This window comes from Sporosarcina sp. FSL K6-3508 (assembly GCF_038615825.1).
Classification (GTDB): Bacteria; Bacillota; Bacilli; order Bacillales_A; family Planococcaceae; genus Sporosarcina; species Sporosarcina newyorkensis.
This window is the reverse complement of sequence record NZ_CP152016.1, coordinates 806,535-822,524: the sequence shown is the minus strand read 5'-3', so window position 1 is coordinate 822,524 and position 15,990 is coordinate 806,535. Positions and strand designations below refer to the sequence as shown.

General features: G+C 39.9%; 14 protein-coding genes and 1 other annotated feature (1 of these 15 cut by a window edge). Of the genes, 7 read left to right on the top strand and 7 right to left on the bottom strand.

The genetic code is table 11. The features are described 5' to 3' along the window. Positions 1 to 182, bottom strand: a binding site (T-box leader); it reaches 70 nt to the left of the window's first position. A gap of 187 nt (positions 183 to 369) precedes the next feature. Beyond that, positions 370 to 2,037: a dihydroxy-acid dehydratase gene (gene ilvD, locus MKX97_RS03795; protein WP_009765918.1), complete on the bottom strand. Its 1,668-nt coding sequence runs from the start codon at positions 2,035 to 2,037 to the stop codon at positions 370 to 372. Positions 2,038 to 2,606: 569 nt separating this feature from the next. On the opposite strand from ilvD, the gene MKX97_RS03790 reads away from it, so the two are divergent. Both MKX97_RS03790 and MKX97_RS03785 read left to right on the top strand, forming a co-directional pair. Beyond that, a complete protein-coding gene (locus tag MKX97_RS03790) occupies positions 2,607 to 2,744 on the top strand; it encodes a sporulation histidine kinase inhibitor Sda (RefSeq protein ID WP_078817213.1) in 138 nt (45 codons plus the stop codon). 210 nt (positions 2,745 to 2,954) lie between these two features. Beyond that, positions 2,955 to 4,109 carry a polysaccharide deacetylase family protein gene (locus tag MKX97_RS03785; RefSeq protein ID WP_009765919.1) on the top strand — a complete coding sequence of 385 codons (1,155 nt, stop codon included), beginning with the start codon at positions 2,955 to 2,957 and terminating at the stop codon, positions 4,107 to 4,109. Between the two features lie 46 nt (positions 4,110 to 4,155). Here the strand turns inward: MKX97_RS03785 and MKX97_RS03780 are convergent, their stop codons facing one another. The 3 genes from MKX97_RS03780 to MKX97_RS03770 all read right to left on the bottom strand — a co-directional run bounded on the left by MKX97_RS03780 (position 4,156) and on the right by MKX97_RS03770 (position 5,485). Next, positions 4,156 to 4,470 (bottom strand): multidrug efflux SMR transporter, encoded by a 315-nt coding sequence (locus tag MKX97_RS03780; protein ID WP_009765920.1) that lies wholly within the window; start codon positions 4,468 to 4,470, stop codon positions 4,156 to 4,158. Beyond that, on the bottom strand, positions 4,433 to 4,819 hold the full coding sequence (locus MKX97_RS03775; protein WP_009765921.1) for a multidrug efflux SMR transporter: 387 nt from the start codon (positions 4,817 to 4,819) through the stop codon (positions 4,433 to 4,435). Before MKX97_RS03775 ends, MKX97_RS03780 begins: the two co-directional genes overlap by 38 nt. A gap of 81 nt (positions 4,820 to 4,900) precedes the next feature. Then, the gene (locus tag MKX97_RS03770; protein ID WP_078817211.1) at positions 4,901 to 5,485 is read right to left on the bottom strand and encodes a TetR family transcriptional regulator; all 585 of its coding nucleotides are present in this window, start codon (positions 5,483 to 5,485) and stop codon (positions 4,901 to 4,903) included. Positions 5,486 to 5,857: 372 nt separating this feature from the next. Here MKX97_RS03770 and MKX97_RS03765 point away from each other — a divergent pair, with 372 nt between their 5' ends. Both MKX97_RS03765 and MKX97_RS03760 read left to right on the top strand, forming a co-directional pair. Continuing rightward, positions 5,858 to 6,982: a class II histone deacetylase gene (locus tag MKX97_RS03765; RefSeq protein ID WP_342537005.1), complete on the top strand. Its 1,125-nt coding sequence runs from the start codon at positions 5,858 to 5,860 to the stop codon at positions 6,980 to 6,982. 51 nt (positions 6,983 to 7,033) lie between these two features. Continuing rightward, positions 7,034 to 8,422 carry a cytosine permease gene (locus tag MKX97_RS03760; RefSeq protein ID WP_342537004.1) on the top strand — a complete coding sequence of 463 codons (1,389 nt, stop codon included), beginning with the start codon at positions 7,034 to 7,036 and terminating at the stop codon, positions 8,420 to 8,422. A 161-nt stretch (positions 8,423 to 8,583) separates the two neighbouring features. Here the strand turns inward: MKX97_RS03760 and MKX97_RS03755 are convergent, their stop codons facing one another. Next, positions 8,584 to 9,006 carry a hypothetical protein gene (locus MKX97_RS03755; RefSeq protein WP_342537003.1) on the bottom strand — a complete coding sequence of 141 codons (423 nt, stop codon included), beginning with the start codon at positions 9,004 to 9,006 and terminating at the stop codon, positions 8,584 to 8,586. 282 nt (positions 9,007 to 9,288) lie between these two features. Between MKX97_RS03755 and MKX97_RS03750 the strand changes: the two genes are divergently transcribed. Both MKX97_RS03750 and MKX97_RS03745 read left to right on the top strand, forming a co-directional pair. Further along, positions 9,289 to 9,876: a general stress protein gene (locus tag MKX97_RS03750; RefSeq protein WP_009765926.1), complete on the top strand. Its 588-nt coding sequence runs from the start codon at positions 9,289 to 9,291 to the stop codon at positions 9,874 to 9,876. 263 nt (positions 9,877 to 10,139) lie between these two features. Beyond that, positions 10,140 to 10,823 carry an NlpC/P60 family protein gene (locus tag MKX97_RS03745; RefSeq protein ID WP_342537002.1) on the top strand — a complete coding sequence of 228 codons (684 nt, stop codon included), beginning with the start codon at positions 10,140 to 10,142 and terminating at the stop codon, positions 10,821 to 10,823. A gap of 39 nt (positions 10,824 to 10,862) precedes the next feature. Here MKX97_RS03745 and MKX97_RS03740 read toward each other — a convergent pair whose 3' ends face one another. Beyond that, the gene (locus MKX97_RS03740) at positions 10,863 to 12,422 is read right to left on the bottom strand and encodes an FMN-binding glutamate synthase family protein (RefSeq protein ID WP_342537001.1); all 1,560 of its coding nucleotides are present in this window, start codon (positions 12,420 to 12,422) and stop codon (positions 10,863 to 10,865) included. 151 nt (positions 12,423 to 12,573) lie between these two features. Beyond that, positions 12,574 to 15,102 carry an S-layer homology domain-containing protein gene (locus MKX97_RS03735; protein WP_342537000.1) on the bottom strand — a complete coding sequence of 843 codons (2,529 nt, stop codon included), beginning with the start codon at positions 15,100 to 15,102 and terminating at the stop codon, positions 12,574 to 12,576. Between the two features lie 386 nt (positions 15,103 to 15,488). On the opposite strand from MKX97_RS03735, the gene MKX97_RS03730 reads away from it, so the two are divergent. Further along, the gene (locus tag MKX97_RS03730; RefSeq protein ID WP_342536998.1) at positions 15,489 to 15,965 is read left to right on the top strand and encodes a VanZ family protein; all 477 of its coding nucleotides are present in this window, start codon (positions 15,489 to 15,491) and stop codon (positions 15,963 to 15,965) included. Positions 15,966 to 15,990: the final 25 nt, after the last annotated feature.

The window sequence follows — 15,990 nt, the reverse complement described above, 5'->3', positions numbered from 1 at the left end:
CGAAACCTGACTTTTTCATTGCTAACGAGCCCAATTGCCGAGCCCGGGACTGCCTAATCGGCATACCTTTTAACAGTCCACTCCGAGGGGATGTCGTAAATAGTTGTATTGCCGGCTTCCAGCATGACCGGCTCTCTGTGAATACAAGTTTCTACTTACTTTTACCTCATCAACGTTTTATCTTTATTCAACTGAAGACTCTCACCTATATAGGTGATGAGATGAATGTAATCTTTATCCTGTTCAGTGGGTATTCAAACACCCGCTGAACAAAAGAGGTACGCAGGCAAAGGTTAACTGACCTGCGTCACGCTGGCCTAAGCACAATTCAAAATCTGGACGCAATTACGCCGAGGCGTAATTGATTTATTATATTTTCATTACTCCACCTGTACTTGCTGAAGTAACCAACTTAGAATATCTACCTAGATATCCTTTTTTAATTTTTGGTTCAAATGGTTTTAAAGCGTGTCGACGTTCCGCCAACACTTCATCCGAAACTTCAAGCTCGATTGTTCGGTTGATCAGATCGATTTCAATAATATCGCCATTCTCAACAAGAGCAATTGGTCCACCCTCTGCAGCTTCAGGTGAAATGTGTCCGATGGAAATACCTCTGGATGCTCCAGAGAAACGTCCATCTGTGATAAGAGCTACTTCTTTCCCGAGCCCTCTCCCCATAATTGCGGAAGTAGGAGCCAACATTTCTGGCATTCCTGGACCGCCTTTAGGCCCTTCATATCGAATGACGACTACATGGCCTGCTTGCACTGTGCCATTATCGATATTTTCCTGCGCTTCTTCCTGAGATTCAAAGACAATCGCTTCTCCTCTAAAATCTTTAATGGAAGGATCTACGGCTCCTACTTTAATTACAGAGCCCTCAGGTGCAATATTGCCAAATAAGATTGAAAGACCACCGACTGGACTATATGGGTTATCTTTTGTTCGAATGACGTCTGTATTCGTGATCTCATGTCCAGCGACATCTTCTGCAATTGTTTTACCTGTAATGGTTATTCGATCTTTATGGATGGCCCCGTCAATTTTACACAATTCATTGACAATTGCGCTTACACCACCGGCTAGATGTATGTCATGCATAGAATAATCGGATGCCGGCATGATCTTGGACAAATATGGTACTCGTTTTGCAACTTCATTTACATCTTCAATATTGTAGTCGATCTCTGCTTCGTGAGCGATTGCCAATGTATGAAGGACAGTATTTGTCGAACCACCCATCGCCATATCGAGCGCGAATGCATCATCGATCGTTTCTTTAGTAATAATATCGCGTGGTTTAATATCTTTTTCAATACAGTTCATCAAGTGCTTTGCTGCCTGCTTGATCAACGTATGACGTTCGTCGGAAGTTGCGAGAATTGTCGCATTTCCTGGCAAGGCCATACCGAGCATTTCCATTAAGGAGTTCATGGAGTTCGCAGTAAACATTCCCGAGCAAGACCCACATGAAGGACAAGCATTTTCTTCAATATCCTTTAATGTTTCTGCCGACATCTGACCGCTTTTATAAGCGCCGACACCTTCAAATACGGATGTTAATGAAAGGGGTTCGCCTGTTGCCGATACGCCAGCTTCCATTGGTCCTCCTGAAACAAATACGGAAGGTACATTCGTACGAACTGCTGCCATCAACATACCAGGTGTGATCTTATCACAGTTCGGTATATAGAAGACTCCATCAAACCAGTGTGCATTTATGACAGTCTCTGCCGCATCCGCGATCAGTTCACGACTTGGTAATGAATAACGCATTCCAATATGCCCCATCGCGATACCATCATCTACACCAATTGTATTGAATTCAAACGGTACGCCGCCCGCTTCCCAAATTGCTTCTTTTACGACTTCTGCAAATTTATTCAAATGCATATGTCCCGGTATAATATCAATATACGAATTACATACTCCAATAAATGGTTTGTTCATATCTTTCGTTTTTACACCTGCTGCATAAAGTAAGCTACGATGTGGTGCACGATCGATTCCTTTTTTAATCATGTCACTTCTCATTGCGATCTCTCCTAAACTAATCGAACGAACCAATTTCCAAACAATTGAATTCAGTTGAATATTCTGAACAGCCAGTGAAAAGTTTCACAGCTATGAACTAGATTGTTGCTATCATATCTTGTAAACAATGAAAGGTCAACTGTATTTTTAAAGTTTTTAATCAATTGCGACTAATCAAAAATAGTTGAATACGCTTACATACGCGGCACGGAGCGATATATTGCATATTGGAAATATCTAAAAAAATATTATGTTTTTTATAAACTTTGTTGCAACCCAACTATTAGATCCATCCACACTAACACTTTAAAATGGTAATAAATCGTTAAGAATGTTTCGACAATTTACGACAACTTATTTTTGTTTATAACTTTACACACATAATCCACCGCGTCTCTTTTATGTTTTGAACAACTATGCACAGGGTACGCACAGCTTATCCACTGCTCTTGTTGATAAAACGAACGGTTGTTCTTTTGTTGCTTTACTGTTAAAATATTGTATAACATCCTAAAAAGTCTATGCAGGTTGGATGCTTGATATTCATACGAAAGGGAGGCGGTTCAATTATGTTTCAATTGTCCGATCAAATGCTGCTCTATTCTTATCAACAAGCTCAACGACTAAAACTAAGCCCTGAGTTCATACGATTGTTAGAAAGAGAAATAGAGAAGCGCTCCTTAGAATCTACGCATCTCTATCGCTAGCCTTTGGATTCAATTAAAAAGGACATGCCCTAGCATTTTTCGGGTATGTCCTTTTTTCGAGTATGAAATTGTTCTTCTATATAGTGTACACAAGACCCTTACCAGATTCTTCACAAAAACTGCATGATTTTTCGTATATGCATCTTGCTTTACCCCAGAGTACAACATACTATTAGAAAAGGACATTATAGATAGGGGTTAGAAAGAAGAATGAAGAAGTTATTGTTGGTGGCTGTTTTATTATGCAGCTTGTTTATTTCCACACCTACCACTGAAGCAGCTACCACATCTGTTATAAAGATCGCAGCTACTACACCTGTTTTTAAAGACACCGAAAAAATCGCAGTGTTTTCTAAAGGAACAATACATACTATAACCAAGTCCGATCAACGTTTTCACTATACAAAGATCGGTGACTTGGAAGTCAAATTTTCCAAGCAGAAAGCAAAAATGATTCATCAAGATGCAGATCAATTGAAAAGCGCAAACCCTGTTCGACTGCTTACAAAAAAGCATGTGAAAATCTATTCGAATCGAAACATTAAATCAACTGAGCTTGGCCATATCCAACCAAAGCAAGTAATTTACACGCAACGTCTGCGTGGTGATTACTATCCTATCGTGTTCGGCGGCAAGACGGGGTATATCTACAGGAAAGACGTAAAAGTTCAAAAAGGTATACCTGTACTTATGTATCATGATTTAGTCAAGAAAAAAGAAGGTACAAATGTTTCTATTTTGGAAGTGGATAAATTCAAATCTCAGATGGCCTATTTAAAGAAAAACAATTGGCATACGATTTCCACTGATGATTTAACACTTTGGCTTCAAAAGAAAATTAAGCTTCCGGAAAAATCAGTCCTTATTACATTTGACGACGGCTATTCCTCAACTGCCGATTTAGCATACCCTATTTTAAAATCCCATCGTTTCAAAGCGACGGCATTCTTGATAGCGAGCCGTATAGAACGTCCCGGTTATTTAACAGAAGAACAAATTCGGTCAACTCAGGATATGATTTCCTACCAAAACCACACATATGACTTGCATGGTTTTAATTCGATGACTGGACTAGCACTCTTGGAATATACGCCAAGATCGGCAATCTATACAGATCTTACCATGGCCAATCAAAAAATAGGAAGCATCCTTCCTGAGCAACCTCCAGTTTCCGCGCTTGCCTATCCATATGGTCTTCGTAACACAGAGGCTATACGAGCGAGTAAAGTGGCGGGCATGAAAAGTGCTTATACGATCACCGAAGGAAACGTTTTCCAAGGGGACTCACCATTTCATCTAAAACGCCAGCGTGTTCATTCTGGAATGTCTATTTCGGATTTCGAGCGAAGGTTGCTCGGTCAATAAAAAAAAGAAGGGGCAGTCGATCTAAACCGTCGACTGTTCCTTCTTTTTATGATAAAGCCTTTAATCCAACTACTCCAAATACGATCAAACATAAACTCGCAACTCTTCCGACACTTTTTGATTCGCCAAAAAAAATCATATTAATCAGAACAGCCCCTGCTGTACCTACGCCGATCCAGACAGCGTATGCCGTGCTCACTTGCAAATATTTAAAGGAGTTATAGAGGAAGAAGAATGCCGTCCCAAAACCCCCATAATACATTAAACCAGTAGCCCAGCTTCTGTTTTCACTAAATTTCTTCAATCCGATTACTCCGACAAACTCACTCAGAGCGGCCAAGAACACCAGCGTCCATCCCATGCTTCTCCACCTCTTTCAATGCTTTCTTCTCATCAATTCCATCCGCTATTTTTAAACCTGCCACTCCAAGAACCAAGATGAATATAAAAAATATTTTTCCTAAACTAATATGTTCACCGAAGAAAAGCACGTCCATCAGAGATGTCCCGACCGTTCCGATACCTGCAAATACTGCGTATACCGTGCCCGTCGGCAAACCTTCACATGCCTTCGTCAAGAAATGAAAATCAATAAATATAAAACCGACAATGAAAATCCAGTGCCACCACTGACTTGCTGTGTTAAAACCAAATATCCAAACTAACTCAAAGAAGCTAGTTAACGCTACATACATCCAAGCCTTACTCATACTATTCCCTCCGTATTTCTATGTCTCATTTATTTGACTGACTGTCATTCATTTTATCATAAAAGTTAACAACGTGCCATGTTAACTTTTCACAGTCTTGAATTGTAATGCGTGTGACAGAAAATCCAATACCTCTTCTTTTTGGCGATCCGCCTCACTTTCGTCACGATGAGCATACAAAAATACTTGTTCTGCCGTCGATTCGATCAGACCTATGATGACTTTTGCAGTTCGCTCCGGCTTTATTGACTGACGAATAGCTCCTTCTTCCCTTGCCGCTTCAAGCTTCTCACTGATCCATTCATAAAATGGAGCATATATCGATTCCCATTCCCTAATATGCTCTGTGGAGGCAAGTCCTGAGTAAATTACAGCCATTATTTCGTAATACTCCCTGTTCACTTCATATATCGCATCTACCATCTGTTCGAATTGCTTTGAATAAGCTGCTCGATCATCAACTGTACGTTGCACAATATCCATTGTCTTCGCCACCATCTCTTCTGCGATTGCAGGCATCAATGACAGTTTGGATGGAAAGTATAAATAGAAAGTTCCTTGTGCAATTCCAGCACGTTTAACAATATCCGAGATCTTCGTTTTCTCGATTCCCTGCTCTTGAAATACCTCTATAGCTGAATGAATTATCGCTGTTTTTTTCCCCAATGAACTTCCTTCTTTCTATAAATAGATTTCAGATAGTATATAGTAAATATTCTCTCCTTACAACTTGTTCATGTATCTCCACACCATGGTGACACTCATTCATATGTTTTGAATTATCTAAAATTTATCATTGACAAATGATTGATATTCATTTAATGTGAGGAATCAAGAGATTGAAAAGTCACGATTACGTCACATTTTGTATTTCAACATAATTTTTTCTTTTATGTTACTCCATCTATTTTAGCATAAGATAACAGTTATTTTGACATACAATTGAAAACGCTTACTCACTTATATTTTTGTAATCTAATGACTGATATTCATTCATCTTTTACCATTTATTCTAAAATAAATTTTGGAGGGATTCAGATGGGCACTGGATATATTTTTGACGAAAGTTATTTCTGGCACGATAACGGCAGCGGGACTCTTTACTTACCTTCAGGAGGATATATGCAGACTGATGTGTTCGTGGAGCACCCTGAAACAAAAAGACGGGTCAACAATCTACTTGCACGATGCGGATTGATGAAAAAGCTTGAACAAATTGAACCGCGTTCCGCTACGAAAGAAGAAATAGAATATTTTCATGCACCTGAATATGTAGAAAGAGTAAAGAAATTAAGTGATACGACGGGTGGCGACGCGGGAGACCATGCGATTGTAGGCAGGGGTTCCTATGAAATTGCACTGCTATCTACCGGAGGAGCTTTACGTGCAGTAGATGCCGTTATGGAAGGTGAAGTTAATAATGTTTACGCAATGACTCGCCCCCCTGGTCATCACGCAGAACGAGAAAAAGGCATTGGCTTTTGTATTTTTAATAACGTAGCAATTGCGGCTCAATATGCACGCAAGAAATACGGCTTAAAACGAGTACTTGTACTCGACTGGGATGTTCATCATGGCAATGGCACTGAACAAGCCTTTTATGAGGATCCAAATGTTTTATTTTTTTCAATCCATCAGCACTTAAGCTTTCCGAATAATACAGGCTTTAAAGAAGATGTTGGAGCTGAAGCTGGACGCGGATACAACGTAAATATTCCATTACCTCCAGGTACCGGAGATGCAGGTTATGTTCACGCGTTCAAGTCAATCGTGGAACCTATCGCAGCTGATTTCAAGCCTGAATTAGTTATTATTTCAGCTGGTCAAGATCCAGGCATGTTTGATCCCCTCGGCCGCATGATGATGACAGCTGAAGGCTTCGGTCAATTAACAGATTGTATGTTAAGAATCGCCGACACGCATTGCGATGGAAAAATCGTCTTCTGCCATGAAGGGGGGTACAGTAATGCGTATGTTCCCTTTTGTACACTAAAAATTATTGAACGTTTGAGTGGTATAGAAACTGACGTAACGGATCCATACGCTTCCGGTTCACAAGGTTATCCAGATAAATTGTATCCCAATCAAAAAGAAGCTATCGATGAAGTAATTGAAGTTCAACAGGAATTTTGGAGTTCACTGAGTCAATTTGTTAGTAAATAGGAGGGGTGATTGCCCCTCCCCCTATTCGCTTAGCTTAAAGGAGGCATTTCAATGGGTAAAGAAAAATCAAAGGCTATTGAGCAGGTCGGTTTTGAATATATACCGGAAGTTGATCGGAAAGGGAATCCTAAAGAACTATTTTTCACTTGGTTTGCAGCAAGTACAGTATCTACTACCCTTGTGACCGGAGCGTTAGCAATCATCATTGGATTAAACTTCTGGTGGGCGGCACTAGCAATTCTTCTCGGTCATGCCATCGGTGCGGTTATTATGGGCTTACATTCAGCTCAAGGACCGAAGTTAGGTATCCCGCAAGTGCTGCAAAGTCGCGCTCAATTCGGTTATTTCGGCGTTATTTTACCGATGCTAATCATATTGACAATGTATTTCGGTTATGGTGCCATGAATACGATCTTAGTCGCACAAGGCATACAAGAGACAATCGGACTTAACATCAATATCACAGTCATTCTTGGCTTAATCCCTATGGTTCTTTTGGCGATCTACGGACAAAATATTATTCAAAAATCAATGAAATTCTACACAGTCGGTTACACGTTGGTTTTCGTTGTGCTTTCAGGCTTGGTCATAAGTCAATTGTCGATGGATTTGTTAAGACAAGGAACATTCACCTGGACTGCATTCATTTTAGCGACTTCCATCTGTGTGACATGGCAAATTACGTACGGTCCTTATGTATCCGATCATTCTCGATTTATGAAAGCAAAAGATGCACGCAAAACCTTTTTATACACGGCGAGCGGCAGCTTCATGAGTTCTGCTTGGCTTATGCTGATTGGCGCAGCTATTGCTACAATGGTGGTAAACGGAAATATAATGGGTGAAATTAAAAACATGGGCGGTGTGTTAGGATATTCTATTGTCATCTTGCTCTCTCTAGGTGTCCTTATCATCAATTCATTAAATATTTATGGTGCGGGCATTATCGTGCTATCGATCGCGAGTAATTTTTGGTCTTTTAGAACTTCAGGAAGATTACGTATCATTATCTCTGTGTTAATTGGTATTGTCATTGGCTTCGCCGCAACTGCAGGTGCTGGTAACTTCATGTCAAACTTTCAAATCTACTTGGGTTTTGTGTTATTTTTTATTATCCCATGGAGCGTTATCAACTTGACAGATTTCTATGTATTAAAAAGAAGATTTCACCACGAGGATTTTATGAAAAAGGATGGCATATTCGGAAAACTAAATTATAAAACGATGGGTATCTACTTATTTACAATACTTTGTCAAGTCCCCTTTATTAATACAGAGATATACCAAGGCGCTCTGTCAAAAGCAATGGGTGGGATGGATATCGCATGGATTATTGGAATTGTTATTGCATTCGTATTCTATATGATTGCAATGAAAATAGGTGAACGGGTTTCTTCTAAAAAGGCGGCTGATATCCGTGTAGCGAGTACGGTAGATTAAAAAGTCATCATTCGGATAGATATCGAATGATGACTCACTGTAACGTTCCTGACCAGAACGCATAATATAATTTTACCACATTGCGGAGACTTTTCCTCTGCAATGTTTTTTATGTCTATTTAAGCGAATGCCAATAATACAATATGCAATCATTTAGATAGTTATTTTTCTGCTTTTGCTTCCTTTGTTTCTTGAGCGAAGGTTTCCCCGCTCTTTCTTGCTTGGATATCTATACTGTGATCTGGATATTCTTTTTCAATGCGTGTAAAGAATTTCTTGGCGAGTTCTTCAGCCTGCTCTTTTTTCATATCCTCGGATACTTCGAAATCAAGTAATACATAACCACCCGCATCTTCTGTAATAATTAAGCTTACTTGCGATACACCTTCTTCTTTAGCGAGTTCCTCTTTTAGCTCATCGTTGGAAGTCGTAGTATCGGATTTATCTACCACGCCTGGTGTTTCTTTTTCAGCTGGTTCGGTTTGCTCCTGATCCGCTTTCTTATCTTCTTCAGCGTCCCCGCTGCAAGCTCCTAATAATAGAAGAGATAAACCAAGCGGCACCATCAAATGTCTTTTCTTCATTGTAACCGACCCTTTCTTTTCTAGACTCTAGATTGTATCCTAACATAATTGTAAAACGCTGACAAAGGTTTTGATAATTTATGACAATATATAGAACTAGTAAGGTAACTATATACGAGGTTAGTAACGAACATTATAATGTACACTCCATTGCATATAACTTTCCAGATTGTGCTAGTTCTATAAACAGAATTAAAATTGATTCCCTTCAAGGTTTTTATATTATTCCTGAGGGTATTGTATCTATACCAAATAAACTTAAAAGTTAGAGGAGGAAGAATAATGGTTGAACCAAACAACAAGACATTTATCGGTGTATATTATAACGACTCTGACCTTCTCGACAAGATAGAGGAACTAAAGCTGACGGGCTATCTTGCCGACAATATTTACGTAATCGCCAAGAATGAAAACGATGTCTCCATGCTTAGAAACCAGACTGCAGCCGATGTACATGCAGCTTATGGTACTTGGACAGATCGGTTTATCGGGTTCCTTACCGGAGAAAATCAAGTAAAGCGAATGATGGATAGTGTCGGTATGAATGAAATTGAAATCGATCGCTATTATGAAGAAGTGCAGCATGGCGGTATGCTGCTGTATGTGGATGAAGGATGGGCATTCAGTGTGTATTCAAAAGACGAGCCTTTTTATACGGACAATCTAGCCCCTGCTGCTTCAAAACAAGTTTCGGATGCCGAAAATGAAGCAGATCCATTTTTGAAAGATCAACATGCCAAAAAGGCAAAACAGTTTGAAGAAAATGAGCCCTCATACGGCGGCTATGAACCATTGAAAAATCCTGTACCTCCAGAAGTTTTGGCTGCAGACAATCAAGAAGAAACAGTTTTAAATGAAGAAGACAGGTAATTCATCTCCAATTATAAAGGCATATCCGGCGAATCCGATTTAATTATAGTAAAAGATCTATAATCCTTACCAAGACAGTGCCGATAAATCATTGTGAAATCAGCCGCTCCGATTTTGGGGCGGCTGGCTTGCTTTATTACAATCTATTAATATGATTACAAGACTGTAACCTCTTCTTAACAAGAACGTAATGTTTCGTTTCTACAAGTCATGTAAGATGTAACTTGCAGCTAGAGAGACATACATTATTTCGAAGGAGAGTCATGATGAAGAAGTTTTTGTGTTCACTATTGATGGCAGCAGTAATGGTCGCGGGGTTTGCAGGAGGAAGTGCTGATGCGGCAAGTAAGGCAACAGCGAAAAGTGGTACATACATAACGAAACATAATATAAATGTCCGTGCTGATGCGGGCACTAAACATAGAATTGTCTTCACATTAAAAAAAGGTACACGAGTACAACTGACCCATCAAAAGAATTCAGGTTCTGAACTATGGTACAAAGTAAAAATCAATGGTAAAAAGGGTTATGTACTTAGCTCACTTTTGGCAAAGTCTTCTGCTAAGTCGGTTGCAGCATCCACGCCTGCCAAAAGCAGTGCGGGAGTTGTCAAAACTGCAATGAATTTGAGAGGTATTCCATATCGCTTCGGCGGTACGACAACAAAAGGATTTGATTGCAGCGGATTTATCCAATATGCATTCAAGAAAAATGGTAAGTCTGTTTCCAGAACAACAACAGGACAGTACACGCAGTCCGCTAAAATCAACTCACCTAAACCAGGTGATCTCGTATTCTTCCACAATACATATCGAAAAGGCATTTCCCATGTTGGAATCTATGTCGGTAATAACAAGTTCGTTCATGCTGGTGGAAAAAAATCAGAGGTTGTCAGCTTAAGCAACCCGTACTGGAAATCTAAATTCAATAGCTTCAGAAGAATATAAACCTAAAAAAAGACTCGATGAATATTCATCGAGTCTTTTTTACTCTACAGAATGGATCCTTCCCCGTTCATCCTTATAAATGACATGATGACGTTCGAACTTCGTTGGAGAGTCCAGACCCGCCGCAGCAGCTACGCGAAACAATCCTTCCCTCATCGTCAAGATATAATTGGTGACACGAAACTTTTTCTCTTCCACAACGAGCGCTCTCTGCAAGTGTTTATCCGTCGTCGCTACCCCCGCCGGGCATGTATTTGTATGGCAGCGTTCCGCCATAATACAGCCTACGGAAATCATGAATCCCCGGGCGATTTGCACAAGATCTGCACCTAACGCCAACGCGATGGCCGCTTTGTCCGGTGTAATGATCTTACCAGAAGCAATGATTTTCACTCGATCTCGCACCTCGTACTTTCGCAACGCATCATCCAATATGACAAGCGCAGAACGTAACGGCAGCCCAACACTATCCGCTAAGTCTTGATAGGTTGCACCGGAACCGCCCTCTGCCCCGTCCAATGAAATAAAATCGGGCCCCATACCAGTTTCCGCCAGCTGTTCCGCAAGTTCTTCAGCGTCTTCCTTCCCTCCAATGACGATTTTCATGCCGACCGGCTTGCCGCCAGCAGTACGAATATCTTCAATGAATGTGAACAATGTAGGATAGTCATTGAACTGATTGAAGCGATTCGGGCTATTAATAGAAGTAAAAGGAACGACATTTCGTATGGCCGCAATTTCTTCGGTCACCTTTTCACCTTCTACATGACCGCCACGCATTTTTGCACCTTGCGCCAACTTGATTTCGAATGCTTTAATTTGAGGTACTTTAGCCTTTTCTTTCACCTTTTCCAAATCAAAGTCTCCTTCTTCAGTTCGGAAACCGAATAAACCTGAGCCGATCTGTGCAATGATATCTGCACCGCCAGCTAGATGGTGATCCGAGACACCGCCTTCCCCAGTGTTCATCCACGCACCCTGCGCCATGCCAATCCCCTTTGACAACGCAGTGATCGCATGGTCTCCTAAAGCTCCATAGCTCATTCCTGACTGCCCGAGCAAACTGCGTACGACAAATGGCTGCTCACAATTGGGTCCTAACACAATCGCATCTTCTTCAGGAAGCAGCCAAGGAAGTGTGGTAATTTCCTCTCGATGTTCTTTACGTGAAAATAAGTTATCTTGATCTACCTCATAGCGCATCGTCTTCATCAAGTTATCATTATCTACACGCATCTCATCATTTTGCTTCGTGAACATGGCGTTTCGAATGTAATGACCCGGCTCTTGAAAATCCCGTTTCGAACCAAAACCGATGACACTATTCAAATACTTTCCCGGCATGACCATATGTAAATACTCTTCTCGGCTAAACGGCTTGCCGCTGTTATCGTCATTGAATAAGTACTGTCGTACTTCCGGTCCCGCCTTCTCAAACATATAACGTACTCTGCCAAGTACAGGATAATTACGTAAAATCGCATGCTGTTTTTGACGTCGATCAAAGAAATACAGGATTATTGCAATTGTAATTGGTACAGCTAGCAATAAAAGCACAATCAACAATGTCGTAAAATAGATTCCTTCAAACCAACGCATCCTCCCACTCCTCTCAATCTTTTAAACTTTCTATTCTATCTGTACCCTTGGTACGTAGCTTAGTAAACGTAAAAAGCTCTATTCCTTGAACGTCTTCAAGGAATAGAGCTTGGGTGTTGTTAGTTATTCATGTACATGATTAATTTCGTTATTATTTTGGTACACTTACCTCAATATTACTAGTTCCAACTGGAGCAGTTTCATCTGTACGGTTAACTTTAACAACAATCGTACCATTGTCGCCTGCTGTTGCAGTACCTGTAATGTTTCCGTTAACTACTTTCAAACCAAGTGCTGTCGCATTACCTGAGTAGCTTGTTGCAATAGTTCCTAATTTAACATCCTCAGTCGCTGAGTAACCATCCACTTTGTCTAATTCAATATAAATCGTACCATCTGCAGCAATTTTAGCTTTGTATTCAGAAGAAGTTAGCTTAATACCCTCTTCTTTCACTACAGCACTACTAAAGTTTCCAACTTTAGTAACCGGTTCTGTTTTCTCAAAACTCACTGAAGCGATAGAAGGGGTAGTATTTACTACTTTAATTTCAGCTGTCGCTCGTGTTACACTGCCTTCTTTAATCGTAATCGTTGTATTTCCTGCTTTTAATCCTTCAACTGTAATTACACCATTAGCATCTTTGCTGACTTTTGCTACGTCTTCATTAGATGAAGTTACAGTATAATTCGCAACTGGGATAAGATCATTTCCAAGGTAGAAACCTTGCTCATTATATTGTTTCCAAACCAACTCTACAGTCTTGTCTTCGGAACCTTTCATCACATCTAATTGTAGATCGTCAGAAGCCGATTTAGTTTCTAATTTTCTAGTAGCTACTTGTGAATTGTCAGAAACGTTAACTGCAATTGTTGAAAGGACTTTATCGCCTGCTTTGATTTGGATTTCTGTTGTTCCTGTCTTCACTCCGTTAATGTGAACAGCTGACTTACCTTTAGTTACTGTATCAATAGTAGCTGTAGCAATTGTTTCGTCCTTAGAAGTAACAGTTAATGCACCTGTATACAACTCACCGTATTGATCTTTAACTGTCAACCCGATATCTGAAGTTTTGTCTTTCAATACTTTTGCTGAAGTTGGTGAAGCAACTACTTCAGCAGCTGCACGTTTACCTGATACCACTGTCAATGGAACATTCTTAGTAGCTCCATCTGCTTTCACCACAATATTGACTTCACCAGGGCTAACAAGTTCCACAGCGCCAGTGCTTGAGTTGACTGTAGCAACACTAGGATTCGATGATGTGTAAGTTGCATTAGGATTACTTACAGAAGTGCCATTTACTGTTGTCGCTTTAGTCGCTTTTACAGTAACTTTACCTTCATCTTCATCAAGAGATACTTTACCGCTTTCTACTGTCGTACCACCTTGCGTAACAGTTACTTCATTAATAGTAGAAACATAAGAACCGTAGTTCAATACTTTTACATCTACCAAGTCCGATTCAACCGTTTTTCCGTCTTTTGATACTACTACTTTATAAGAGAAAGTATCATTCGCATTTAGTTGATCTGCATTCAATTCACCGGTCTTCGCATTCTTTAGTACATTATTTTTCGTAGCTTGGAACTCAACTGTATAACCTGCTTCGTTCAATTTCTTTAAGTCTGCTAGTTTACCATCTACATTGAATTCAAGGAATTGCTCGCCAGTCTCATTCACCTGAGTAGTAGTCGCAACCACTTTACCAACCTTCAACTCATAAGTGAATTTGAAAGTTTTCTCTTGATCGGGCTGTCCTTCTGTTTTAGTCGTGACAGTAAGTGTCATCTCTTTTCCAGAAGTCAATTCGTCTTTCAATTCAACTGTTGCTTGAGTTCCATCTTGATTGGCATTGAATGAAACTAGTTCATTACCTTCTACTTTAAGCTGTTCAGCTTTTAGAAGGTGTAGGTTTGTCCCTTTCAATTCCAATTCTTTGTCGCTGATTGCTTCTACTGCAGTCACTTCAGCTACTTCCGGTGCCTCAGGCGTTTCTTCACCTGGCTTCTCTACTTCACTAGTTTTATATAAGAAAGAAGCGAATTGTGCACGTGTTGTAGTTTCTTTTGGTCTGAAGTTTGGTGCAGCTGGGTTCGTGATATCGAAGTAGTCGAGTACGTCAATGTAAGGACGTGCTTCAGCTTTAGCTTTAGCCAAATCTACAACATCTTTATCAAACTTTTCTTCTTTAACAAAAGTTAATAGATCTGTTTTATTCACTGCATCATATGCACGAACGAGGACGATCGCCATATTTTCGCGTGTGATATTGCCAGTTGCCTTTAATGTGCCGTCTTCGTATCCTTTGAAGACATTATTATCTTTAACAATAGCTGCTGATTGTAAGAGTTCATCGTTAGACTTAGACGTTAAGTCTTTGAAACGAGGGTTTGTTTTATAGTCTTTAGGTATTTCATATCCCATAGAGACGAGCCATTTACCCATCAATTTCACTACGTCAGAACGAGTTAACGTTTTATTTGGTTTAAAAGAACCGTCAGGATATCCAGAAATAACACCTGCGTTTGACAGAGCGTCAATTGCCGGCTTGTGAGAGTTGTTTTCCAGTACGTCATTGAAATCTGCCGCACTGACAACTGGTGCCACCGCTGATGCAACTAATGCTGCTGATGCTACGCCTGTAATGTATTTGCTGTATTTTTTTGATTGAACCTTCATGGAAAAATTTCCTCCTTTTAATTCTTCTAATACTGCTTGGAAACTACTAGGTTTCCAAAGAGCTTGTAGAAAACGTTGAGTAGTATAAAAACGTTCTTTTGTTCTTATACCCTATTTATTATTCCGTAATCATTCAGTTTTTCGATATAGCTAGAATATCTTGTATGTATGATTGGGGGTTAGGGCTTATTTCAACCACTCGAGTTAAATATTAGCATATCTTTTTACAATAGTAAGTGGAAATTTAAGGAGACATTTCATGTATAATGGTATCTAGTATTCTACAAAGGGTACGGTATATATATAGAAGATGTTTATATTTTTATATAGGAGTTTACAATTTTACTATACGACAAGGAAAGGGGGTTCTGTGATACAATCCAACTATGAAAAAATTTATTGTGATTCTTATACTTATAGCCCTTTTAGTAGGCTTGGCAATTTCATCGAGTCAAACTTACGAACAGCAATCTCTTGTCTCTACGCTTGAACGGCTGCTGCCTAATGAACCTGGCAAAGCTGTCCTGTCCGAATTGGAGTTTTTCTATTGGGACCGCATAATTTCAGTTGACGAACGCGGTTACTATTACTTTGTAGAATTTTTAATTCGTAAAGCTGCACACTTTTTAACGTTCGGATTTCTTTCTTTAGTAATCTATTGGATACTGCCAAAACGAAAAGGGCGCTTATTAGGGGCTGCTCTTCTTACATTAATATTAGCTTGCGCTGATGAGTTACACCAATCTTTTACAGGAGGACGAACCGCTACCATTCAAGATGTCTATTTGGACATGGCAGGTGCGATTACCTTTTTGTTTATTGTTGCCGTTGTTCAGTTTATTCGAGCTGTCAGAAAAATTTAGAGCCCAAATAGTAAGTGCAACTTTT